The organism is Streptomyces sp. NPDC002076, from assembly GCF_053593835.1.
Window position 1 is genome coordinate 88,391 of sequence record NZ_JBSFDI010000016.1, and the last position, 21,950, is coordinate 110,340.

A 21,950-nucleotide genomic window follows, 5' to 3' on the forward strand; every position below is an offset into this window, starting at 1 on the left:
GCGGTCAAGGTGACCACCCGGGTCCGGCTCAGGCCGCCCGTGACCACGCCCCGCACCCCCGCCCAGGACTGGGACGGCGGCCACCTCTGGCTGCGCTATCACAGCCGGGAGGAGCTGTACGCGCTCAGCTTCCGGCGCCGCGACGGCACCGTGGTGATCAAGCGCAAGGTGCCCGCCGCCGATGCCTCGGCCGTCGAGGGCGGCGACTACGCGACCCTGGCCGAGGCCCGCCACGCCTTCCCCTACGACAGCTGGCACCAGGTCACCGCGTCGGCCGTGAACCATCTCGGCGGGGTCCGGCTGGAGCTGGCGATCGACGGCACGACCGTGCTGAGAGCCGACGACCGCACCCCCGGCGGGCTGTGGGCACCGGGCGGGGTGGGCATCCGGGCGGACAACTCGGAGCTGTTCTTCCGCGGCTTCCGCGCGAGCGGAGACGTGTCCTAGGCGCCCTCCTTCAGCACCTTCGTGATCAACTCCCGCTGTTCCTCGGTGAGTCGGGGATCGGCCGCGTACACCGTGCGGCCGTCCACCGTGATCTCGTACCGGAAGCCGTCCGGGACACCGGCCGGCGGGGTGCCCTGGCCGGACGCGAGGACGCGTTCGGCCAGGGCGTGCCACGCGGGGGCGTCGGGCCGGCCCGAGGTGTCCACCTCGGCCCGGCGCTCGATGCCCGCGAACCCGCCCGTGCGCCTCACCTGAATCAGCATGGGCTCAGTGTCGCAGCACTACAGCGTCCGCACCCCGACCTGTTCCCACGCCTTCTGCACGGCCTGGAGCTCGTCCCCGGTGCCGTACCGTGCCCGCGCCGCCTTCACCGTCAGCGTGGCGAAGTCGGTGAACTGCGCGCCGCTCTTGAGGTCGCCGCCGGTGAGCACGTCGTACCAGATCTGTCCGGCCCGCTCCCAGGCGTTGCCGCCGATGGCCGTGGCGACCAGGTAGAAGGCGTGGTTGGGGATGCCCGAGTTGATGTGCACGCCGCCGTTGTCGCGGCCGGTGCGGACGTAGTGGTCCATGGTCGCCGGCTGCGGGTCCTTGCCCAGGTTCGGGTCGTCGTACGCCGTGCCCGGGGCCTTCATCGAGCGCAGCGCGGTGCCGTGGACGTGCGGGGCGAGCAGGCCGGCGCCGATCAGCCAGTCGGCCTCGGCGGCGGTCTGGCCGAGGGTGTACTGCTTGATCAGCGAGCCGAAGACATCCGAGACCGACTCGTTGAGCGCGCCGGACTGACCGAAGTACTCCAGGTTCGCGGTGTGCTGGGTGACACCGTGGGTCAGCTCGTGGCCGATGACGTCGACCGGGATGGTGAAGTCGAGGAAGATCTCGCCGTCGCCGTCGCCGAACACCATCTGCTCGCCGTTCCAGAAGGCGTTGTCGTAGTTCTGGTCGTAGTGGACGGTGGCGTCCAGCGGCAGCCCGTTGTCGTCGATGGAGTGCCGGCCGTACGCCTTCAGATACAGCTCGAAGGTGGCGCCGAGGCCCGCGTAGGCGCGGTTGACGGTGGCGTCCGAGACCGGGTCGGAGCCCTCCGCGCGGACCTGCGTGCCGGGCAGGTCCTGGGTGTGGTGGGCGTCGTAGATCGTGCGGTGCGGCTGGTCGGCGGCGGTGCCCGCGGGCGCGGCGACGGAGGGCGCACCGATGACCGTGGTCAGGCGGCGCTTGGTGCGCTGGTAGGCGTCGTGCTCCAGGGACCGGCGGGCCGGGCCGGAGAGCGCGGGGTCCTCGGCTTGGGCGAGCTTGTCGAGGACGTGCGGCGGCACGATCGTGCAGAAGACGGGCTCGAAGCCCCCGTTGGTCGTCATGCCCCGCACCATCGCACTGCGTGACACTGATGTCACTACTGGCCACCATGATTGGTGAAAAACCCGGACAGGGAACGCCACGCTCCGTGACAATGTGGTACGGCGCACTTTTTGTCCCTTTTGTGGCGCCGGTCCCGCATACTGAAACGCGTCCCCCGAGTCCGGGGCGGCTCGGATAGGCTGCGACCCATCATGCGTTTCGGGCTGCTTCTTCTTAGCTGCCGCGGCGAGGGCCTGTAGTCACAAGGCCGACTCCCTCCCCGCGGAGCTCTGGCGTTGCGTCGTCGGCCGTCCACCCCGGACATCCGGATCCTGCGAACATCCGGACACCCTGAGGAGCCCACGCATCATGGCCAACCGCCAGCAGCCCAGTTCCATGCCGATCCACAAGTACGGCCGCTACGAACAGGTGGACATCCCGGACCGCACCTGGCCCGGGCAGCGGATCACCGCCGCCCCCCGCTGGCTCTCCACCGACCTGCGCGACGGCAACCAGGCCCTGATCGACCCCATGTCGCCCGAGCGCAAGCGCCGGATGTTCGACCAGCTGGTGAAGATGGGCTACAAGGAGATCGAGGTCGGCTTCCCCGCCTCCGGCCAGACCGACTTCGACTTCGTGCGCTCGATCATCGAGGAAGAGGGCGCGATCCCGGACGACGTCACGATCTCCGTACTGACCCAGGCCCGCGAGGACCTGATCGAGCGGACCGTGGAGTCCCTGAAGGGCGCCAAGCGGGCCACTGTCCACCTGTACAACGCGACGGCTCCCGTGTTCCGCCGGGTGGTCTTCCGCGGCTCCAAGGACGACATCAAGCAGATCGCGGTGGACGGCACCCGTCTCGTCATGGAGTACGCCGAGAAGCTGCTGGGCCCGGAGACCGAGTTCGGCTACCAGTACAGCCCGGAGATCTTCACCGACACCGAGCTGGACTTCGCGCTGGAGGTCTGCGAGGCGGTCATGGACGTCTGGCAGCCCGGTCCCGGCCGCGAGATCATCCTCAACCTGCCCGCCACCGTGGAGCGTTCGACGCCGTCCACGCACGCGGACCGCTTCGAGTGGATGCACCGCAACCTCACCCGCCGCGAGTACGTCTGCCTGTCCGTCCACCCGCACAACGACCGCGGTACGGCCGTGGCGGCGGCCGAGCTGGCCCTGATGGCCGGCGCCGACCGCGTCGAGGGCTGCCTGTTCGGGCAGGGCGAGCGCACCGGCAACGTCGACCTGGTCACCCTGGGCATGAACCTGTTCTCCCAGGGCGTCGACCCGCAGATCGACTTCTCCGACATCGACGAGATCCGTCGTACGTGGGAGTACTGCAACCAGATGGAGGTCCACCCGCGCCACCCGTACGTGGGCGACCTGGTCTACACGTCCTTCTCCGGCTCCCACCAGGACGCCATCAAGAAGGGCTTCGACGCCATGGAGGCCGACGCGGCGGCCCGTGGGGTCACGGTCGACGACCTGGAGTGGGCGGTGCCGTACCTGCCGATCGACCCCAAGGACGTCGGCCGCTCCTACGAGGCCGTCATCCGGGTCAACTCCCAGTCCGGCAAGGGCGGTATCTCCTACGTCCTGAAGAACGACCACAAGCTGGACCTGCCGCGCCGGATGCAGATCGAGTTCTCCAAGCTCATCCAGGCCAAGACGGACGCCGAGGGCGGAGAGATCACGCCGAAGGAGATCTGGGCGGTCTTCCAGGACGAGTACCTGCCGAACCCGGACAACCCCTGGGGCCGCATCCAGGTCCGGACGGGCCAGTCGACGACGGACACCGACGGGGTCGACACCCTGACGGTCGAGGCGACGGTGGACGGCGAGGACACGGTCCTGACCGGTACCGGCAACGGTCCGATCTCGGCCTTCTTCGACGCCTTGCAGTCCATCGGCATCGACGTACGCCTGCTGGACTACCAGGAGCACACGATGAGCGAGGGCGCCTCCGCGCAGGCCGCCTCCTACATCGAATGCGCGATCGACGGCAAGGTCCTGTGGGGGATCGGCATCGACGCGAACACGACGCGTGCCTCGCTGAAGGCGGTCGTCTCGGCCGTCAACCGCGCGGCCCGCTGACCGCTCTGACCGGGAGTTTCGGGGCCCCGGCCGCCGTATACGGCGGCCGGGGCCCCGGCTGTTATCGGCCATGGGGCCGGTGAGGTCACAGAAAGGTCTCTTACGGGGTACTGACTCAGCCTTGGTGATGTGGCTAACATCACGCCAGCGCGGCGATGTTGCCGCGTCGTTACGGAGGTGCGACGTGCTGCCAGTACGGGGACGAGACGGCCGTGCCACCGGGGCTGCGCACATCCTGCGCGTCCGCACCGCGTGGACACCGGTCGGGGACGGCGAGTTCTACTGCCCCGGCTGCGGAGGCGACCGCAACTACCAGCGGCTCACCGGCCGCCGCCGGCTCACTCTGCTCGGTGTGCCCCTGCTGCCGCGCGGCACCGCGGGCCCGGTCGTGGAGTGCGCCGCCTGCCGCCACCACTACGGCACCGACGTCCTCGACCATCCCACCACCCGCCGCTTCTCCGCGATGCTCCGCGACGCCGTGCACACCGTCGCCCTCGCCGTGCTCGCCGCGGGCGGCACCTCCTCCCGTACGGCCCTGGAGACGGCCGCCGGCGCCGTGCGCGCGGCCGGCTTCGACGGCTGCACGGAGGAACAGCTGGCGGCCCTGGTCGACGCGCTCGCCGCCGACACCGGCCGGGTCCTCGGCGCCGAGTGCGGCACCAGCCTGACCATAGAGCTCCACGAGGCCCTGGACCCGCTCGCCCCGCACCTCGCGCCCGCCGGCCGCGAGTCCCTCCTCCTCCAGGCCGCTCGCATCGCCCTCGCCGACGGCCCCTACACCCCCGCCGAACGCGACGCCCTCACCACAGTGGGCGCGGCCCTCACCATCTGCGCCCCCGACGTGACCCGCGTACTGGCAGCGGCCCGCACACCGTCCTGACGGCGCGGCCCAGGGCTCGTGAAGCGGCCCGGGGCTCGTGAAGCCGGGGGTCGCGCTGCACGCGGGGCCGTAAGGCGCGGGTGGCCATGGTGTGCGGGCGGTGCGGGTCCGTGGTGCCTCGGCGTGCCGGGCCGGGGCGCAGGGCGTGCGGTGCTGGGATGCGCGGGCCGGTACTCCCCGGGGAGTAACCGGGCCGCCCAGTCACCCCGTGCAGTACCGCCGAACTCGCTCCCGCGTCCGACGATCGTCGCCCCTTTCGCCGGAAGTCTGGAAGCCGTGTCCAGACATCCACTGCGGAGGGGAGGCCCGATTTCCATGGGGGCCGCGAAAACACGGAGGAGCCGGGCGCTGCCCTGGCTGGTGCTCGGGCTGTGGGCGGTGCTGCTGGCTGTCCTCGGGCCGTTCGCCGCCAAGCTGGGCGACGTCCAGCACGACCGGGCCACCGACTACCTGCCGGCGTCCGCCGACTCCACCCGGGTCGCCAAGCTGGAAGACCGGCTGCCCGGCGGCGAGACCACCGAGCTGGTCCTCGTCTACCACCGGACGGCCGGTCTGACCGCCGCCGACCGGACCACGGCACAGGCCCAGGTCGCCGAGATCGGCAGGCGGCACCAGCTGACCGGGGGTACCCCGCACGGCACCCCGTCCGCCGACGGCACCACCCTCATGTACCCCGTCACCAGCAACGAGCCCGGCACGGACGAGAACAAGCGGAACACCTTCGTCGACGACGTCCGCCAAGTCGCCCACGGCCAGGGCGGGTTGGCCGTGCGCGTCGGCGGTCCCGCCGCCCTAGCCACCGACGCCTCCGGCGTGTACGCCTCGCTCGGCGGCCCCCTGCTCTACACCACGGTCGCCGTCGTCGCGATCCTGCTCATCCTCATCTACCGCAGCCCCCTGCTGTGGCTGGTCCCGCTCGTCGTCGCCGGCCTCTCCGACTTCCTCGCCCGCGCCGCCGCCTACGGCCTCAACCAGGCCTTCGGCACCACCGTCTCCGGCCAGAGCGCCGGCATCATGACCATCCTCGTCTTCGGCGCCGGCACCGACTACGCCCTGCTCCTCGTCTCCCGCTACCGCGAGGAGCTACGGCGCCACGAGCGCCCGTACGACGCGATGCGCGCCGCCCTGCGCGGCTGCGGGCCCGCCGTCCTCGCCTCCTCCGGCACGGTCGCCGCCGGCCTGCTCTGCCTGCTCGCCGCCGACCTCAACTCCAGCCGGGGCATGGGCCCGCTCGGCACGGTCGGCGTGCTGTGCGCGCTCGCCGCGATGCTCACCCTGCTCCCCGCCGTCCTCGTCCTGCTCGGCCGCCGCGTCTTCTGGCCGCTCGTCCCGGCGTACGGCAGCGAGCCCAAGGTCCGCCGGTCCCTGTTCGCGGCGATGGGCACCTCCGCCGGGCGCCGCCCGCTGACCGTCCTCGCCTCCGGCGCCGTCCTGCTCGGCGCGCTCGCGCTGGGCACCCTGAACCTGCCCGGCGCGATCAAGCAGCTGGACACCTTCGTGGACCGGCCCGAGTCCGTGACCGCCATGGAAACCGTCGCCAAGGCCTACCCGGAGCGGTCCGCGCAGCCCATCGAGGTCATGACCCCGGCCGGGCGGGCCGACGCGAGCCTCGCCGCCGTCAAGGGCACCAGGGGAGTGGCGGACGCCCGCGAGGTCCGTACCGGCGGCGGCTGGACCGAGATCACGGTGACCGCGTCCGCCCCGCCCCAGTCCGCCGCCGAGACTGCCACCATCGAGGCGCTCCGGCACCGGCTGCCCGGCTCCCACGTCGGCGGGCCCAGCGCCCAGCAACTCGACCTGAAGGACACAGGCGCCCGCGACCGCCTGGTGGTCGTCCCGATCGTGCTGCTGTCCGTGCTGCTGATCCTGGTCGTCCTGCTGCGCTCCCTGGTCGCGCCGCTGCTTCTCGTCGCCGCCGTCGTCGTCGTGTGGGGCGCCGCCCTCGGCCTCGGCGGGCTCGTCTTCGGGCCCCTGTTCGGCTTCCCCGGCACCGACCCCGGCCTCGGCCTGCTGTCCTTCGTCTTCCTGGTCGCCCTGGGCGTCGACTACGGCATCTTCCTGATGCACCGGATGCGGGAGGAATCGGTCAAGGGCGCCGAACCGGCGGCAGCCGCCCTCACCGCCCTGCGCACCACCGGCGGGGTCATCGCCTCCGCCGGACTGGTGCTGGCGGCCACCTTCGCGGTGCTGACCAACATGGGCCTGGTGCCGCTGGTCGAGCTGGGCTTCGTCATCGCCGTCGGCGTCCTGCTGGACACCTTCCTCGTCCGCACCTACCTGGTGACCAGCGCGAGCGTGGCGCTCGGGCGCAGGGTGTGGTGGCCGGGCCGGCTGTCCCGCCCGGCGCCGGACGCCGACCGCACGCCGGAGCCGGTGAGCGCGTAGCGGAAGATGAATCCCGTGCAGGCAACCGTCACGAACCCCGTGCAGGCGACCATCACCGCGTCCCGGCCCGGCCGGACCCTCGCGTCCCTGGATCCCCCGCGGCAGGACGCCCTCCTGGCCGCCGCGCTCGCCGCGCTCGCCTCCGGCATCGCCGTCACCGTCGGCAGCGGCCGGCACCCGGACGCGCTCGGCTGGGCCCTGCTGCTCGGCCTGCACGTGCCGCTGGCCTGGCGCCGGCGGGCCCCGCTCACCGTGCTGGCGGTCATGATCACGCTGATCGCGACCTACCACCAGCTGGACTACAACCACTCGGCGCCCACCGCCGCCTCGATGGTCGTCCTCTACACGGTGGCGGTGACCCACGGCCCCCGGCGCACGGCCTTCATCGGCGCCGCCGTCGTCACGCTGATGCTGCTCCTGAAGATCCGTCACGGCGTGGCCGGGGTCCAGGTGAGCTTCCAGATCACCGGCTGGATCGTCTCCATGCTCGTCCTCGGCGGCTACATCCGCGTCCACCGGGAGAACGCCGCCGCGGCCGTGGAACGCGCCGAACGCGCCGAACGCACCCGCGAGGAGGAGGCCCGCCGCCGGGTCGCCGAGGAACGCCTGCGCATCGCCCGCGACCTGCACGACCTGCTCGCCCACACCATCACCCTCATCGGCGTGCAGACCTCGGTCGCCGCGCACGTCCTGGAGGCCGACCCCGAGCGCCTGGACCGCACGGCCGTCGCGAAGGCCCTCGACGACATCGCCGAGACCTGCCGCACGGCCCGCGGGGAACTCCGTACGACCCTGGAGGTGCTGCGCGACCCAGGCGCCCCGGACGCCCGCGGCCCGCTGCCCGGCCTCGACGGCCTCGCCGAACTGGCGAAGTCGGCGGGCGCCCGGGTGGAGCTGGCCGTGCGCGCCGACGGGGTGCCGCCCGCCGTCGGCGCCGCCGCCTACCGGATCGTGCAGGAGGCGCTCACCAACGCGGTACGGCACGGCGGCCGGGCCGACCTGACCGTGCGCGTGGGCGTGCACCAGGTGGAGGGCGGCCTGCGCGTGCGGGTCACCGACGACGGGCTGGGCGACGCCGGTGACGGTCCGCCCGGGTTCGGGCTCGTCGGGATGCGGGAGCGGGCCCGCAGCGTCGGCGGCACCGTCGACGCCGGACCGTGCGCCGACGGCCGGGGCTTCGAGGTGAGCGCCGTACTGCCGCTGGGACCAGGGGAGCAGAGATGATCCGGGTACTGCTCGCCGACGACCAGACCCTGGTGCGGGCCGCGTTCGCGATGCTCGTGGAGTCGGCGCCGGACATGGAGGTCGTCGGGCAGGCCGGCACCGGGCGCGAGGCCGTCGACCTGGCCCGCGCCGAGCGCGCCGACGTCGTCCTGATGGACATCCGCATGCCCGGCCTGGACGGCATCGAGGCGACCCGGCTGATCGCCGCCGACGAGGACCTCGCCGGGGTCAGGGTCCTGGTGCTCACCACCTACGACACCGACGAGCACGTGGTGGAGGCGCTGCGCGCCGGTGCCTCCGGATTCCTGGTGAAGGACACCCGTCCGGCCGACCTCCTCGACGCGATCCGCACGGTCGCAGCGGGCGAGGCACTGCTCTCGCCGGGGCCCACGGCACGCCTGATCGAGCGGTTCCTGCGCAGTCCCTCGGCGCCCGTGACCGGTGGCCCCGAGTGCCTTTCGGACCGGGAGCGGGAGGTGCTGACCCTGGTGGCGCGCGGCCTCAACAACGCCGAGGTCGCCGAGGTGTTGGGCCTCAGCCCGCTCACCGCCAAGACCCATGTCAGCCGGATCATGGGCAAGCTCGGCGCCCGGGACCGGGCCCAGCTGGTGATCGTCGGCTACGAGTCAGGGCTGGTGATTCCGGGGAGCATGGGTGGGTGACACCGAAGAGCCGCACCCTGTTCACCGCCCTGGCGCTCCTCACCTCGCTCACCGCCGGCCTGCCCGCCCACCCCGCAGCGGCGCAGGCGCTGCCCGGCTGCGTCTCCTCGGTGCCGTACGTCGCCGGCCGCGGCGGCTACGCCGCCTACCGCATCCCCGCGGTCGTGCAGACCTGGCACGGCACCGTGCTGGCCTTCGCCGAGGGGCGGCGGGACGGCGTCGGCGACACCGGTGACATCGATGTCGTCCTGCGCCGCTCCACCGACGGCGGCTGCACCTGGGGCCCGCTGACGGTCGTCACCGCCGGACACGGGGACACCCGGGGCAACCCGGCGCCGGTCGTGGACCCGCTCACCGGTGCCGTCGTCCTGGTGACCTGCGCCAACAGCGGGAAGGCGACGGAGGAGCAGATCCGGCGCGGGGCGGCAGAACGCCGGGTGTTCGTGCAGCACAGCTGGGACGACGGCCGGCACTTCACGCCTCCGGCGGACATCACGGCCCAGGTGAAACGGCCCGGCTGGCGTTGGTACGCCACCGGTCCCGGCCACGCCGTCGCCCTCACCCGGGGCCCGCACGCCGGCCGTCTCCTCGTCCCCGCCAACCACACCGTCGCCCCGCCCGCCACGTCCTTGGGCCCCGGCTCCCGGTACGACGGCGGGCACGCGCTCTACAGCGACGACGGCGGCCGCACCTGGCGGCTCGGCTTCGTGACCGAAGCCCACGACGGCGTGACCGACGTCAACGAGACGACTGCCACCCAACTCCCGGACGGCAGGCTCTACTTCAACGCCCGCGACCAGTACGGCACCGCCCCCGGCAACCGCCTCGACACCTACTCCGGCGACGGCGGCACCACCCTGGACCGCCCCTACGCCACCCAGCCCACCCTGAACGACGTCCCGGTCGTCCAGGGCAGCGTCCTCCAGCTCCAAGGCCGTCAAGCCCCGTTGCTGTTCTCGGCCCCGTCCGTACCGACCGCCCGCCGCGCCCTGGCACTCTGGTCCAGCACGAACAGCGGCCGCACCTTCACCAGGCTCCGCACCCTCTCGGACCGCCAGGCCGCCTACTCCGACCTGGTCCAGCTCGGGCCCGACACGGTCGGCGTCCTGTACGAGACGGGCGCCACCCACAGCTACGAAACCGTGGAGTTCCGCAGACTGACCCTGCCTTAAGACCCTAGAGAAGTCCGGCCGCCGCCAAGAACTTCCCGACCCGCTCGGCCTCCTCGCCCGACAGCGGCACCTGCGGCTCGGCCGTCACCGGACAGTCGATGACACCCCGCAGATGCAGCGCGGCCTTGAACGCGCCCAGGGCCGACGAGCTGCCGCCCATCCGCGCCGGATCCCCGACCGTGACCATCCCGAACAGCGCGCACAGCCGCTCCTGCTCCACCCGCGCCCCCTCCCAGTCCCCGGCGCGGCACATCCGGTACAGCCGGACGTACCCGTGCGGGTCGACGTTGGCCAGCCCGGGCACCGCCCCGTCGGCACCCAGCGCCAGCGCGGAGTCCACGATCAGCTCCGAGCCGGTGAGCACGCTGAACCCGGGGTGCACACGGGCGCCCGTGGCGATCTCGCGGAAGGCGGCCAGGTCCCCGCTGGAGTCCTTGATCCCGGCCAGCACCCGGTCGGCGGCGAGACCCAGCACCACGTCGGCGGGGAGCTTGGTGTGCACGGCGCTGGGAATGTCGTAGGCGATGACCGGCACCTCGGACGCGGCGGCGATCCTGCGGTAGTGGTGGATGATCTCGGAGCGGTGGGTGCGGGCGTAGAAGGGCGCGGTGACGACCACCGCCTCCGCTCCGGCCGCCGTCACCGCCGAGACGTGGTCCAGGACGCGCGGCGTGGTCATGTCGATGGCGCCGGCCAGGACCGGCAGCTGACCGCCCACATGGGCCACGACCGCCTCCACGACCTGCCTGCGCTGCCGGTCCGTGAGGAACGCCGCCTCGGAGGTGGACCCGAGCAGGAAGAGTCCGTGCACCCCGCCCTCCACCAGATGGTCGACCAGACCGAGCAGCGAGGGCACGTCCACCTCGCGCTCCGGCGTCAGGGGCGTGCAGACGGGCGGGACGACACCGGTGAGCGGGGTGGGGAAGGGCATGTCAGGGCTCCTGGCGTGCTAGGTCGCGGGTCGATTCCTCCTCCTCGACAGGATGGTGGCACCGATAGCGGTGTCCGGGGCGTGACGCGGCCGAGAAGTCCGGCATCGCCTCGGCACACAACCCGTCCGCCTTCCAGCAGCGGGTGCGGAACGGACAGCCGCTGGGCGGCCGGGTCGCCGAGGGCACCGGACCGGTCAGCGGGATCGGGTCGATGGGGTCCAGCAGGCCGGGCGTGGCGGAGAACAGGGCGCGGGTGTACGGGTGCCGGGCGCCGCCGGTGACCCGGTCCGCCGGGGTCTCCTCCACGATCCGGCCCAGGTACATGGTGATCACCCGGTCGCTCATCCGCCGTACCGTCTGGATGTCGTGCGAGACGAACACCAGGGCCAGGCCGAGGCGCTCCTTCAGGTCCAGCAGGAGGTTCAGGATCTGGGCGCGGACCGAGACGTCCAGGGCGCTGGTCGGCTCGTCGGCGACGACCAGCGCCGGGTCCAGGGCGAGCGCGCGGGCGATGGCGACGCGCTGCCGCTGGCCGCCGGAGAGCTGCCCGGGCAGCGCGTCGGCCAGCGCCCGGGGGAGCCCCACCAGTGCCATCAACTCCCGTACCCGGTCCTCCCGTTCGGCCCTGGTGCCACGGTCGTGGACGTCCAGCGGGTCGCGCAGGATCCGCCGTACGGTCAGCCGCCGGTTGAGCGCGGTCGACGGGTCCTGGAAGACCATCCCGACGCCCGCGCCGACCGTGGCCCGGCGTTCGGCGGGCGGCATCGTCCACAGGTCACGGCCCCGGAACGCCACCGTGCCGGAGGCCGGCCGCTGGATGCCGACCAGCACCCGCGCCAGCGTCGACTTCCCGCACCCCGACTCGCCGACCACGCCCACCGTCTCCCCGGCGGCCACGGTGAGGTCGGCGCCGGTCAGCGCGTACACCCGGTCCCGGCGCAGCAGCCCGCCGCTGCGGGCCTTGTGCACGACATGGGCGTCCTGCACCTCGACCACAGCGGTCACTGCAGCGCCTCCTCGCTCTCCGCCGACGTGAGGTCCACCGCCGGGTGATGGCAGGCGGCCGTGTGGGTGGCCGTACCGGCGAGGACGGGGGCGTGCGCATGGCACTCCTCGCTCGCCAGCGGGCAGCGGTCGGCGAAGCGGCAGCCCGCCGGGAAGTCTGCCGGAGCCGGTACGACCCCCCTGATCTGCGTCATCCGTTCCTCGGCCGACTCCAGCGACAGCACGCTGCCCAGCAGCCCGCGCGTGTAGTGGTGGGCCGGCGCCGCCACCAGGTCGGCGGTCACCCCGCTCTCCACGATCTGCCCGCCGTACATCACGACCACCCGGTCGGTGACGTCGGCGACCAGCGCCAGATCGTGCGAGACCAGGACCAGCGCGAACCCCAGCTCCTCGCGCAGCCGCAGCAGCAGCTCCATCACCTGGGCCTGCACGGTGACGTCCAGGGCGGTCGTCGGCTCGTCGGCGACGATCAGCCGCGGCTCGCGGGACAGCGCCATGGCGATCAGCACGCGCTGCCGCTGCCCGCCGGACAGCTCGTGCGGGTAGCTGCGCAGGGTCCGCTCGGGGTCCAGGCCGACCAGCTCCAGCAGCTCGCGCGGGCTACGGCGGCCCCCGCGCCGGACGAGCTGTTTCAGCTGCGCGCGGATGGTCATCGCCGGGTTCAGCGAGGACAGGGCGTCCTGGTGGACCATCGCCATCTCATGCCCCAGCAGCCGCCGCCTGGCCCGCATCGGCTCGGCGAGCAGGTCCCGCTGCCGGAACCGCACCTGGCCGCCGATCCGCGCGTCCCGAGGCTGGAGCCCCATGACGGTCAGCGCGGTCAGCGACTTCCCGCAGCCCGACTCGCCCACCAGACCGAGCACTTCACCCGGGTACACCTCGAAGCTGACCCCGGCGACGATGTCCACGCCCCGGTGCCGGTCCGGGAAGCCGATGGTGAGGTTCTCCACGGCGAGCACCGGCTGCCCGCTCCGGTCGGGCAGCGGCCGGGCCCGGGACCGCAGCCGCCGGGCGGCCTCGGTCAGCCCGGGCAGGTGCAGCACCTCACCGGTCGCCGCCTTCTCCAACCGGTCCTCGGCGGTTTCCATGTCGCGGGCGGCCGGTGCCGCCCACGCGTCGGACACACCCTCGGAGAGGATGTTCAACGACAGCACGGTCAGCAGGATCAGCAGCCCGGGGAAGACGGTCGCCCACCAACCCCCGGTCAGCACCATGTTCTTGCCGTCGGCGATGACACTTCCCCACGACGGGTCCGGCGGCCGCACCCCGGCGCCGATGAAGGACAGCGACGCCTCGAACACGATCGCCTCGGCGACCTGCACCGTGCAGAACACCAGTACCGGGGCGGCACAGTTGACGGCCACGTGCCGCGCCACGATATGGGGCGTACGGGCACCGATCACGCGTTCCGCGGTGACGTAGTCCTCGCCGTACTGATCGAGGACGTTGGCCCGGACGACCCTGGCCACGGGCGGCGTGAACAGGAAGGCGATGGCACAGATCAGCACGCCGATCCCGCCGCCGAAGACGGCGACCAGGACTGCGGCGAGCGCGATCCCGGGGAACGCCATCACCACGTCCAGGCAGCGCATCAGCGTCTCGTCGACCGCCTTGCGGGAGGTGGCCGCGACCGCCCCGATGACGGCGCCCACGACCAGGGCGAGCGCGGTGGCCCCCAGCCCGATCGCCAGCGACCACCGGGCGCCGTACATCAGCCGGCTCAGGATGTCCCGGCCGAGGCTGTCCTGCCCCAGCCAGTGCGCGGTGGACGGATGCCCGCTGCCGCCGACCGGGTCCTGCTGGTCGAGCGGATCGTCGGGGGCGAGGAGCGGGGCGAGTACGGCGACGAGGATGACCAGGGTCAGGAAACAGACGGCGACCTTCGACAGCGGCGACACCCGGCGCCAGCCCCGCAGCCGCACGCCGCCGGGCCGGGAGAACCGCTCGGCAAGACTCGCGCGCGTGACCATCAGCCCGCCCTCAGACGTGGGTTGACCAGCAGATACAGAATGTCGATGACGAGGTTGACGACGACGAACCCGGTGGCGGTCGTCAGCACCACCCCCTGCACCACCGCGGGGTCGCCGTTCTGCACGGCGTCGATCATCAGCTTGCCCATGCCGGGCAGCGAGAAGATCGTCTCGATGACGACGGCACCGCCGAGGAGATAGCCGACCCGCAGCCCGAGCACGGTCAGCGGATTGACCAGGGCGTTGCGCAGGACGTTCCGCCCGACGACGACCCACGGCGGCAGCCCGCTCCCGATCGCCGTCCGCACATAGTCCTTGTCCAGCTCCTCCACCACCGAGGTCCGCACGATCCTCGTCAGCTGCGCGGCCACCGGCAGGGAGAGGGCGAAGGCGGGCAGCGCCATGGTCTTCAGCCAGCCGGTGACCGAGTCGGCCGGGTTGATGTAGCCGCCGGTCGGGAACCAGCCCCGGTCCACCGCCAGGTACTGGATCATCAGCAGCGCCAGCCAGAAGCCGGGTGCGGCCACCCCGACGAGCGAGACCACCCGGATGACCTGGTCCGGGATCCGGTCCCGGTACACGGCCGCCGTCACCCCACCCGTCAGCGCCAGCACCACCGCGAGGGCGAGCCCGAGGAAGGTCAGCTGGAGGGTGAGCGGCAGCGCGGTGGTGACCTGGTCGACGACCGGCGCCCGGGTCAGGGCGCTGGTGCCGAGGTCGCCGTGGAGCAGATCGCCGACGAAGTGGACGTACCGGACGGGCAGCGGATCGAGCAGGCCGTTCTGCCGGCGGAAGTCGTGCAGCTGCTGCGGGGTCGGATTCGCCCCCTGGAAGAACGCCGACGCCGGATCGACGTCGGAGAACCGCATCACCAGGAACACGAACAGCACGATCCCGAGCATCAGCGGCACGAGCAGCGCGATACGGCGGAGCAGGATCCGTACGACGGCCGGCATGCCGTCAGACCCACTTGGCCTGGAGGAGGTTGATGCCGGGGTAGGGCTGCGCCCTTATACCCGTGAGCTTCCGGGGATCCCAGGCGGTCATCAGCTCGTTGTGGACGACGGGGTACAGCACGGCCTGCTCGGCGACGACGTCGATGTAGTCCTGGATGATCGCCTTCTTCCTCTCCGGATCCGGCTCCCGGGTCGCCCGGTCCATGTCCTTGAAGAGCTGCCTGGCGACGGGGTCGTCGGCCCACCGGGTGTACCCCATCCACAGGTTCTGCGGCCCGTAGTTGTAGTGCATGATCAGATCGGCGTCGAGCCCGAACTGATTGGGGTTGGAGGCCGCGGCGACGACCTGGTAGTCCTGCTTCTGGTCCATCTTGGTGAACACGGCCGTGGTCTCCTGCGGCGCCAGGGTGGTCTCCACGCCGATCGCGTCCCAGGAGGACTTGATGGTCGGCAGGCAGTCCACGATCCAACTGACGTTCACCGCAAGGATGTTGACCTTGAGGCCGCTGACCCCGGCGGCTTTCAGCAGGGCCTTCGCCTTGCCGGGGTCGTAGTCGTAGACGGCCTTGGCCCGCCGGTAGGCCGGGTTGCCCTCGTTGAGGAACGAGGAGGCCGGCTTGCCGTGCCCCTTGAGGGCGACCTGCACCATCTTCTCGGTGTCGATGGCGTAGTGCAGCGCCTGCCGCACCCGTACGTCGTCGAAGGGCTTGTGCTGGGTGTTGAACATCAGGAAGAGGTTGTTCATCCCGGCGCCACCGGCGACTTTCAGGCCCCCCTGCTCCAGCCGCGCGATGTTGGCGTAGGGGATGTTGTCGGCGATCTGCGCCCCCGCATCGCTCCCCGAGATCTTCGCGACGCGCGGAGCGGCATCCACGATGGTCAGCCAGTTCATGCGCTTGAAGGCAGGCGGGCGGGGCCCGTTGTAGGCGGCGAAGGCCTCGAAGGTGGTGTTGGACTTCGGGTGGTGCGCGGTCTGCCGGTACGGCCCCGAGCCGACGGCCAGCCCTTTGATGGCGTCGTCCCAGGCGCCGGGCTTGGCGAAGACGTGCTTCGGCATGATCTTGGCGAGGGTGAGGCGGGAAAGCCCGTCGGGGAAGGGGAACTTGAGGACGAGCTCGACGGTGCGCGAGTCGACTTTGCGGACGTCGCTCAGCCAGCTGGCGAAGAACCCCTTGGCGAGCGTCTGGGTCTTCGGATCGAGGATCCGGTCGAAGACGAACACGACGTCGTCGGCGGTGACGGGCTTGCCGTCGTGGAAGGTCGCACCCGAGCGGAGGGTGAACCGCCAGACGGTGGCGTTCGGGTCCTTCGGCACCGCGGTGGCGAGCGCCGGATAGGGCACCCGGGTGATCGGATCGGTGTCCAGCAGTCCCTCGTACACATGGTTGTTGGCGGCCATGCAGAACGCCGACGCCGTCTGCGTCGGATCCCAGCTGCCGTCGTTGCCGTAGCCGATCACGGCGGTCAGCGTCCGGTTCTTGCCGGTGCCGCCGCTCCCGGTGTCGTTCGTGGACTGCGGTCCGGTGGAGCAGGCGGTCAGCGCGGGCGGCAGCCCGGCGGCCAGGGCGAGCGCGCCGACGCCGCCGAGGAAGGACCGGCGGTGTGGTGCCGGCATGTCGTGGGTCACGTCGTCACGCACGGGTCCTCCTGGCGGGGAGAGGGCAGGGAGGTACGACGTCCTACGTCCGGTGGGTCAGCGCGACCATAGGAGCGCGCCAAGGGGTGGTCAAGGGCGCATGCACGAATGGCGTAGCCGTCAGAGGCCGCACCAGTGCGGCCGAACCGGAGCGGCCCGGCAGGGAGATCCTCAGGGGGCCGGTTCCCCGTCGGTGGCGCGCCGGCGTACGAGGGTGCCGACGGCGGCGCCGATCGTGCCGCCCAGGAGCCAGCCGGCCAGGACGTCGGTCGTCCAGTGCACCCCGAGATACACGAGGGCCCACCCGGTCACCAGGTTCGCCGCGACCGCACCGGCCGACACGGTGAGCCGCCACGCCCGGCCCGGCCACCGCACCGCGAGGACGGCGGCGGCGGTGAGCCCGGCGACCAGGGCGGCGTCCGTCGACGGCATGGAGTATCCGCCCGCATGGACGAGTGCGAGGCCTGCGTCCGGGCGTGGCCGTGCGATGAGGTGCTTGAGCACCTGGGAGGCCACGACCGAGACGACGGCGGCGCCGCCCGCGGCCGCGACGAGCGGCCGCAGGCGGCGTACCACCAGCGCGGCGAGCAGTGTGGCCAGGAGCAGCAGAGCGAGCAGGACCACGTTCAGACCGAGGTCCATCAGCCCTTCGGCCAGGGCGGTACAGCCGGCGCCGCGATGCGCGGCGAGCCACCGCAGGATGTCCCGGTCCGCCGCCGTCAGCGGAGCGAACGGAGCTGCCATGCCGCACTGCCTTTCCTGGGTCGTTCAGGTGCTGCCGGGGCTCACCACTCCCCGGGGAAGCCTCCCGGGCCCGGGTTGCACTTGTGGTTGATGGTGTCGGTCAGGCCGACGTCGGGGCGCCACTCGTCGAGGTCCCACGTGGCCTTGTTCGGCGAGTACCAGGAGACGATCAGCACGTGACAGATGTACTGGTTCTTCATCGAGCCCAGGTTGGTGTCCAGGCCGTGGTTCCGGTACTTGGCGTACAGCTCGTTCCAGCCGGCCTGCGCCGGAGCGTACCCGTTCCAGAACCGCTGCCAGTCGGTGGGCTGGACCTTCAGGGTCCACCCGTAGCCGGAGTGGTACGTCCAGGAGGCGCTGTGGATCAGGTCGCGCCACAGCCACGGGTCGGCGACGACCGGGTAGGCGATGTCGGCGGTGGTGGTGTGGTCGATCACCTGGACGAGCGAGTCGCCCTTGACCTCGTAGCGGGTCGGGATGTCCTTGCCGTTCGCGTCCTTGGCCCAGGGGGCGGCGAACGCGCCGAGCGAGGTGCCGTCGGTGCCGGATATCAGCACGCTTCCGTCGTCCTGCACCGCCATGCTCGCACCGGCGGGAAGGCTCACGGGGTAGGTGTAGCGGGTCGGCGCGGTGCCGTCCCGGACGACGGTCTCCAGGCGGACGCTCTGGTCCAGCGGCTGCACCGCCAGATCGGTGGCGGGCGCGGCGTTCTGGTAGGTGATCGTCCCGTCGGAGGCGACCGCCGCGTCACCGCTCCCGCTGCCCGGCAGGCCGATGCCGATGGTGTCCCCGGGTGAGTCGGCCGGGGCGACCTGGACGGCGCCGGAGTTGTCCGCCGGTGCGGTCACCTTGATGTCGCTGCCGCTCGCCGTGAGCGTGCCGCCGTCCTTGCCCTCGGCCGGCGGGACGACGTCGGCCGGCGGTGCGACGTTGTTGACCTGCTGGGCGATCGTGTCCGCGGCGGCCGGCGGGTCGGTGGGAGTGCCGTCGGCCAGAGCCGTGCCCCCCGCGTACATCACCAGCGCCACGGCCACAGCGACTGGTCTGGACAGGGTCTTCACGCGCATGCGTCCCCCCTTGAACTTGATGAGCGCGCCGAAGACGTGAAGGGAACGTGTGTGAATTTCACATGATCTTCACGTCGGACAGATCATGGCACAGGGGGAAGTCCTGGAGTGACACCTGGTCAAAAAGGGAGAATCGGCAGGACATTTCTTGGTCCGCCCTGCCCTACTCTGGGGGCATGGGTGAGACGGTTGACGCCAAGGCCAGGGGTGCGGTGCGCAAGGGTGTGAAGATCGCCCTCGTGGTGGTGGTGACGGCCGTCGCCGCGCTGCCGCTCGCCATGCTCGGCCTGTCCCGGCTCCCCGCCGAACGCGCCTACCAGCAGTGCGCCGAGCAGCCCGACGTCTCCAAGTGCCACGACCCCCTGACGTCCTGGCTGCCCTAGAGACGCGCGGCCGTCACGGCGCCGACGAACTCCCCCCAGGCGTCCGCCCCGACCACCAGCACCTCACCAGCGGGCACCTTGCTGTCCCGGACGGGCACGAGCCCGGGGGCTCCGTCGGCGACCTCGATGCAGTCCTCCCCGCCGCTGCCTCCGCTGTAGCTGCTCTTGCGCCAGCGGGCGTTGCTCAGGTCGAACTCGCGCATTGTCCGTAGTCCTCCGCCACCGACGCGATCAGGGCCAGGGATGCCTCCGGCGACAGCGCGGCGGCCCTGATGTGATCGTAGGACGCCCGGGTCTGCTTCACCACCGCCGGTTCGTCCAGCAGGCTCCCCGAACGCACGCCTTCTGTATAGGTGGTTGGTGGCGCGTCCTCGAACTCCATGAGCTTCATCAGCTTGCCCATCTCCGGGTGTGCGCCCGCGGAGAAGGGCAGTGCCTGCACGATCACCTTGTGGTGCCGCATCAGCGTCGCGATGTGGTCCAGTTGGTGCGCCATGACGGACGTGTCGCCGACCGGGATGCGCAGGGCCGTCTCGTGGAGGACGCCCCAATACAGCGGCCGTGTAGCGTCGTCGAGGAGGCTCGTCCGGTCCATGCGTCCCCTGACCAGCTCCTCGATGTACTCGTGGGTCGCGAACGGATTGCTCGCCCGAAACACCGCCTGCGCGTACTCCCGCGTCTGAAGGAGCCCCGGGATCACCGCCGGCGCGTACTCGCAGATCTCGGTCGCCAGCCGCTCAAGCTCGGCGGCGTGCGCGAAGTACTCGGTATACGGCTGCTCCTTGATGAGCTTTCGCCAGAGCCGTTCGAAAAAGCCGTCGGTTTGCAGGGCTTCGTCGATGCGCCGGGCCACGTCCAGTTGGGGCTTGCGGATCGCCGGCTCGAACTGGCCGATGTATCCGCCGGAGACGAAGACGCGGGTGCCCAGGTCGGCCTGGGTGAGTCCCCTGTCCTCCCGGCGCCGTTTCAGCTCGGCTCCGAAGAACTCCCACGCCGCCTGGCGCGAACCGTTGGCCATGGCAGCGCCCTTGACCTGCATTGCACTTGTAGGGCGCAAACCCCTGCCAAGTCTGGACGCGGAGAGTCACTCTGGATGTGCGAAGAGTGAAACCCGGCAGGAAGGGGCAGCGAGTTGGCCTTGAAGCCACCCGTCGGCAGCCATGCAGTGGACACCCGTACCGGACGGATCGGAGTAGTGATGGGGCATGTGGGGCCGTATGTGCAGCTGAGACCCTATGGCGGGGGGCGGGAGTGGGACGTGGACCCGGCGGCCGTACGGCCCGCCACCCTCGCCGAGCGGCTCAGCGCGGCCACCGCGTACGCCAACGCCCGCAGCCGTGGCCAGGTGCCCTAGGGGCGCCCGCCGGACGATTTCCGGTGTCCGAGGGTCCGGGCACCGGAGAACTTGCGCGAGAATGGCGCCATGAGTCTGTTCCGCGACGACGGCATCGTGCTGCGCACCCAGAAGCTGGGTGAGGCGGACCGGATCATCACCTTGCTCACGCGCGGTCACGGGCGGGTCCGGGCCGTGGCCCGGGGCGTGCGGCGGACGAAGTCGAAGTTCGGGGCCCGGCTGGAGCCCTTCTCCCATGTCGACGTGCAGTTCTTCGCGCGCGGGAGCGAGCTGGTCGGGCGCGGGCTCCCGCTGTGTACGCAGAGTGAGACCATCGCACCGTACGGCGGCGGGATCGTGACCGACTACGCCCGCTACACCGCCGGGACGGCGATGCTGGAGACCGCCGAGCGGTTCACCGATCACGAGGGGGAGCCGGCCGTCCAGCAGTATCTGCTGCTGGTCGGCGCGCTGCGGACGCTCGCCCGGGGTGAGCACGCGCCCCACCTCGTCCTCGACGCCTTCCTGCTCCGCTCCCTCGCCGTCAACGGGTACGCCCCGAGTTTCGGCGACTGCGCGAAGTGCGGGATGCCCGGTCCGAACCGTTTCTTCTCCGTGGCCTCGGGCGGTTCCGTCTGCGCCGACTGCCGGGTGCCCGGGAGTGTCGTACCGTCGCCCCAGACCCTGGTACTCCTCGGGGCGCTGCTTACGGGAGACTGGGAGACGGCGGACGCGTGCGAGGCGCGCCACGTCCGCGAGGGCAGCGGGCTGGTGTCCGCCTACCTGCACTGGCATCTGGAGCGCGGGCTGCGTTCGCTCAGGTACGTCGAGAAGTAAGAGGGAGACGAGAAGCACATGGTCGTACGCGGGATCCTGGGGCGCCAGCGGCGCGAGTACAAGGCGCCGGAGCCGCACCCGTCCGGTGCCCGCGCGCCCAAGCTCCCCGGCGAGCTGGTCCCGAACCACGTGGCCATCGTCATGGACGGCAACGGCAGGTGGGCGAAGGAGCGGGGGCTGCCGCGGACCGAGGGGCACAAGGTCGGTGCCGAGCGCGTCCTCGACGTCCTCCAGGGTTCGATCGAGATCGGCGTCCGCAACATCTCCCTCTACGCCTTCTCCACCGAGAACTGGAAGCGTTCCCCCGACGAGGTCCGCTTCCTGATGAACTTCAACCGCGACTTCATCCGCAAGACGCGGGACCAGCTCGACGAGCTCGGCATCCGGGTGCGCTGGGTGGGCCGTATGCCCAGGCTGTGGAAGTCGGTCGCCAAGGAGCTGCAGGTCGCCCAGGAGCAGACCAAGGGCAACGACCTGCTCACGCTGTACTTCTGCATGAACTACGGCGGCCGGGCCGAGCTCGCCGACGCGGCGAAGGCGCTGGCCGAGGATGTCGCGGCAGGGCGGCTGGACCCGGCGAAGGTCAGCGAGAAGACCATTCAGAAGTACCTGTACTACCCGGACATGCCGGACGTGGACCTCTTCCTGCGGCCCAGCGGGGAGCAGCGCACCTCCAACTACCTGCTCTGGCAGAGCGCGTACGCCGAGATGGTCTTCCAGGATGTGCTGTGGCCCGACTTCGACCGCCGTGACCTGTGGCGGGCCTGTGTCGAATTCGCCTCCCGCGACCGGCGGTTCGGCGGCGCCGTACCGAACGAGGAACTCCTCGCCATGGAGGCCGCCATGAAGGGCGACTCCACCTCCTAGCGGGGCGCCGGGTGATCGGCTTCTGTA

22 protein-coding genes are annotated in these 21,950 nt (G+C 71.5%); 11 read left to right on the plus strand and 11 right to left on the minus strand.

Features of this window, described 5'->3' with window-relative positions; translation table 11 throughout:
- The first annotated feature begins 9 nt into the window (after window positions 1-9).
- The gene (locus ACWCQS_RS30115; protein ID WP_451007359.1) at window positions 10-447 is read left to right on the plus strand and encodes a hypothetical protein; all 438 of its coding nucleotides are present in this window, start codon (window positions 10-12) and stop codon (window positions 445-447) included.
- Here ACWCQS_RS30115 and ACWCQS_RS30120 read toward each other — a convergent pair.
- Together ACWCQS_RS30120 and ACWCQS_RS30125 are read right to left on the minus strand one after the other, a co-directional pair.
- Window positions 444-710: a protealysin inhibitor emfourin gene (locus ACWCQS_RS30120; RefSeq protein ID WP_451007360.1), complete on the minus strand. Its 267-nt coding sequence runs from the start codon at window positions 708-710 to the stop codon at window positions 444-446. The two genes, ACWCQS_RS30115 and ACWCQS_RS30120, sit on opposite strands and share 4 nt — an antisense overlap.
- 18 nt (window positions 711-728) lie before the next feature.
- Window positions 729-1,799 (minus strand): M4 family metallopeptidase, encoded by a 1,071-nt coding sequence (locus ACWCQS_RS30125; RefSeq protein ID WP_451007361.1) that lies wholly within the window; start codon window positions 1,797-1,799, stop codon window positions 729-731.
- Window positions 1,800-2,148: 349 nt separating this feature from the next.
- Here ACWCQS_RS30125 and leuA point away from each other — a divergent pair, with 349 nt between their 5' ends.
- From leuA to ACWCQS_RS30155, 6 genes are all read left to right on the plus strand, one after another.
- The gene (gene leuA, locus ACWCQS_RS30130) at window positions 2,149-3,870 is read left to right on the plus strand and encodes a 2-isopropylmalate synthase (RefSeq protein ID WP_451007362.1); all 1,722 of its coding nucleotides are present in this window, start codon (window positions 2,149-2,151) and stop codon (window positions 3,868-3,870) included.
- A 184-nt stretch (window positions 3,871-4,054) separates the two neighbouring features.
- Window positions 4,055-4,750 carry a TerB family tellurite resistance protein gene (locus ACWCQS_RS30135; RefSeq protein WP_451007363.1) on the plus strand — a complete coding sequence of 232 codons (696 nt, stop codon included), beginning with the start codon at window positions 4,055-4,057 and terminating at the stop codon, window positions 4,748-4,750.
- 315 nt (window positions 4,751-5,065) lie between these two features.
- Complete coding sequence (locus ACWCQS_RS30140) at window positions 5,066-7,135, plus strand: MMPL family transporter (RefSeq protein WP_451007364.1); 2,070 nt, start codon at window positions 5,066-5,068, stop codon at window positions 7,133-7,135.
- Window positions 7,136-7,174: 39 nt separating this feature from the next.
- Complete coding sequence (locus tag ACWCQS_RS30145; protein ID WP_451007476.1) at window positions 7,175-8,359, plus strand: sensor histidine kinase; 1,185 nt, start codon at window positions 7,175-7,177, stop codon at window positions 8,357-8,359.
- The gene (locus ACWCQS_RS30150; protein ID WP_451007365.1) at window positions 8,356-9,021 is read left to right on the plus strand and encodes a response regulator transcription factor; all 666 of its coding nucleotides are present in this window, start codon (window positions 8,356-8,358) and stop codon (window positions 9,019-9,021) included. The genes ACWCQS_RS30145 and ACWCQS_RS30150 overlap by 4 nt, the downstream gene beginning before the upstream one ends.
- Window positions 9,018-10,193, plus strand: a complete 1,176-nt coding sequence (locus ACWCQS_RS30155; protein ID WP_451007366.1) for a sialidase family protein — start codon at window positions 9,018-9,020, stop codon at window positions 10,191-10,193. Before ACWCQS_RS30150 ends, ACWCQS_RS30155 begins: the two co-directional genes overlap by 4 nt.
- Before the next feature lie 4 nt (window positions 10,194-10,197).
- Here the strand turns inward: ACWCQS_RS30155 and ACWCQS_RS30160 are convergent, their stop codons facing one another.
- The 7 genes from ACWCQS_RS30160 to ACWCQS_RS30190 form a co-directional block, all read right to left on the minus strand.
- Complete coding sequence (locus tag ACWCQS_RS30160) at window positions 10,198-11,124, minus strand: dihydrodipicolinate synthase family protein (RefSeq protein WP_451007367.1); 927 nt, start codon at window positions 11,122-11,124, stop codon at window positions 10,198-10,200.
- A gap of 1 nt (window position 11,125) precedes the next feature.
- Window positions 11,126-12,130 (minus strand): oligopeptide/dipeptide ABC transporter ATP-binding protein, encoded by a 1,005-nt coding sequence (locus tag ACWCQS_RS30165; RefSeq protein WP_451007368.1) that lies wholly within the window; start codon window positions 12,128-12,130, stop codon window positions 11,126-11,128.
- Complete coding sequence (locus ACWCQS_RS30170) at window positions 12,127-14,100, minus strand: dipeptide/oligopeptide/nickel ABC transporter permease/ATP-binding protein (protein WP_451007369.1); 1,974 nt, start codon at window positions 14,098-14,100, stop codon at window positions 12,127-12,129. Before ACWCQS_RS30170 ends, ACWCQS_RS30165 begins: the two co-directional genes overlap by 4 nt.
- On the minus strand, window positions 14,100-15,056 hold the full coding sequence (locus ACWCQS_RS30175) for an ABC transporter permease (protein ID WP_451007370.1): 957 nt from the start codon (window positions 15,054-15,056) through the stop codon (window positions 14,100-14,102). Before ACWCQS_RS30175 ends, ACWCQS_RS30170 begins: the two co-directional genes overlap by 1 nt.
- A 4-nt stretch (window positions 15,057-15,060) precedes the next feature.
- Window positions 15,061-16,671 (minus strand): ABC transporter substrate-binding protein, encoded by a 1,611-nt coding sequence (locus ACWCQS_RS30180; RefSeq protein WP_451007477.1) that lies wholly within the window; start codon window positions 16,669-16,671, stop codon window positions 15,061-15,063.
- 192 nt (window positions 16,672-16,863) lie between these two features.
- Entirely contained in the window at window positions 16,864-17,436 is a 573-nt protein-coding gene (locus tag ACWCQS_RS30185; RefSeq protein WP_451007371.1) for a phosphatase PAP2 family protein, read from the minus strand.
- A 41-nt stretch (window positions 17,437-17,477) separates the two neighbouring features.
- Window positions 17,478-18,503, minus strand: coding sequence for a DUF2599 domain-containing protein (locus ACWCQS_RS30190; protein WP_451007372.1), 1,026 nt, complete (start codon window positions 18,501-18,503; stop codon window positions 17,478-17,480).
- Window positions 18,504-18,679: 176 nt separating this feature from the next.
- Here ACWCQS_RS30190 and ACWCQS_RS30195 point away from each other — a divergent pair, with 176 nt between their 5' ends.
- Window positions 18,680-18,886, plus strand: coding sequence for a hypothetical protein (locus ACWCQS_RS30195; RefSeq protein ID WP_069781003.1), 207 nt, complete (start codon window positions 18,680-18,682; stop codon window positions 18,884-18,886).
- Here ACWCQS_RS30195 and ACWCQS_RS30200 read toward each other — a convergent pair.
- Window positions 18,883-19,089, minus strand: a complete 207-nt coding sequence (locus ACWCQS_RS30200; RefSeq protein ID WP_451007373.1) for a DUF397 domain-containing protein — start codon at window positions 19,087-19,089, stop codon at window positions 18,883-18,885. The two genes, ACWCQS_RS30195 and ACWCQS_RS30200, sit on opposite strands and share 4 nt — an antisense overlap.
- Entirely contained in the window at window positions 19,071-19,904 is an 834-nt protein-coding gene (locus ACWCQS_RS30205) for a helix-turn-helix domain-containing protein (RefSeq protein WP_451007374.1), read from the minus strand. The genes ACWCQS_RS30200 and ACWCQS_RS30205 overlap by 19 nt, the downstream gene beginning before the upstream one ends.
- Before the next feature lie 120 nt (window positions 19,905-20,024).
- Here ACWCQS_RS30205 and ACWCQS_RS30210 point away from each other — a divergent pair, with 120 nt between their 5' ends.
- From ACWCQS_RS30210 to ACWCQS_RS30220, 3 genes are all read left to right on the plus strand, one after another.
- Window positions 20,025-20,240 (plus strand): hypothetical protein, encoded by a 216-nt coding sequence (locus ACWCQS_RS30210; RefSeq protein ID WP_451007375.1) that lies wholly within the window; start codon window positions 20,025-20,027, stop codon window positions 20,238-20,240.
- A gap of 69 nt (window positions 20,241-20,309) precedes the next feature.
- Entirely contained in the window at window positions 20,310-21,056 is a 747-nt protein-coding gene (recO, locus tag ACWCQS_RS30215; RefSeq protein ID WP_451007376.1) for a DNA repair protein RecO, read from the plus strand.
- 18 nt (window positions 21,057-21,074) lie between these two features.
- Complete coding sequence (locus tag ACWCQS_RS30220) at window positions 21,075-21,923, plus strand: isoprenyl transferase (RefSeq protein WP_451007377.1); 849 nt, start codon at window positions 21,075-21,077, stop codon at window positions 21,921-21,923.
- The last annotated feature ends 27 nt before the right edge of the window (window positions 21,924-21,950 follow it).

Bases quoted from the DNA above. Each gene is read 5' to 3' on its own strand.
- ACWCQS_RS30190 (WP_451007372.1), bottom strand. From the start codon at position 18,503: ATGCGCGTGAAGACCCTGTCCAGACCAGTCGCTGTGGCCGTGGCGCTG.
- ACWCQS_RS30150 (WP_451007365.1), top strand. From the start codon at position 8,356: ATGATCCGGGTACTGCTCGCCGACGACCAGACCCTGGTGCGGGCCGCG.
- ACWCQS_RS30220 (WP_451007377.1), top strand. From the start codon at position 21,075: ATGGTCGTACGCGGGATCCTGGGGCGCCAGCGGCGCGAGTACAAGGCG.
- ACWCQS_RS30125 (WP_451007361.1), bottom strand. From the start codon at position 1,799: ATGACGACCAACGGGGGCTTCGAGCCCGTCTTCTGCACGATCGTGCCG.
- leuA (WP_451007362.1), top strand. From the start codon at position 2,149: ATGGCCAACCGCCAGCAGCCCAGTTCCATGCCGATCCACAAGTACGGC.
- ACWCQS_RS30120 (WP_451007360.1), bottom strand. From the start codon at position 710: ATGCTGATTCAGGTGAGGCGCACGGGCGGGTTCGCGGGCATCGAGCGC.
- ACWCQS_RS30195 (WP_069781003.1), top strand. From the start codon at position 18,680: ATGGGTGAGACGGTTGACGCCAAGGCCAGGGGTGCGGTGCGCAAGGGT.
- ACWCQS_RS30185 (WP_451007371.1), bottom strand. From the start codon at position 17,436: ATGGCAGCTCCGTTCGCTCCGCTGACGGCGGCGGACCGGGACATCCTG.
- recO (WP_451007376.1), top strand. From the start codon at position 20,310: ATGAGTCTGTTCCGCGACGACGGCATCGTGCTGCGCACCCAGAAGCTG.
- ACWCQS_RS30160 (WP_451007367.1), bottom strand. From the start codon at position 11,124: ATGCCCTTCCCCACCCCGCTCACCGGTGTCGTCCCGCCCGTCTGCACG.
- ACWCQS_RS30200 (WP_451007373.1), bottom strand. From the start codon at position 19,089: ATGCGCGAGTTCGACCTGAGCAACGCCCGCTGGCGCAAGAGCAGCTAC.
- ACWCQS_RS30140 (WP_451007364.1), top strand. From the start codon at position 5,066: ATGGGGGCCGCGAAAACACGGAGGAGCCGGGCGCTGCCCTGGCTGGTG.
- ACWCQS_RS30170 (WP_451007369.1), bottom strand. From the start codon at position 14,100: ATGGTCACGCGCGCGAGTCTTGCCGAGCGGTTCTCCCGGCCCGGCGGC.
- ACWCQS_RS30180 (WP_451007477.1), bottom strand. From the start codon at position 16,671: ATGCCGGCACCACACCGCCGGTCCTTCCTCGGCGGCGTCGGCGCGCTC.
- ACWCQS_RS30175 (WP_451007370.1), bottom strand. From the start codon at position 15,056: ATGCCGGCCGTCGTACGGATCCTGCTCCGCCGTATCGCGCTGCTCGTG.
- ACWCQS_RS30205 (WP_451007374.1), bottom strand. From the start codon at position 19,904: ATGGCCAACGGTTCGCGCCAGGCGGCGTGGGAGTTCTTCGGAGCCGAG.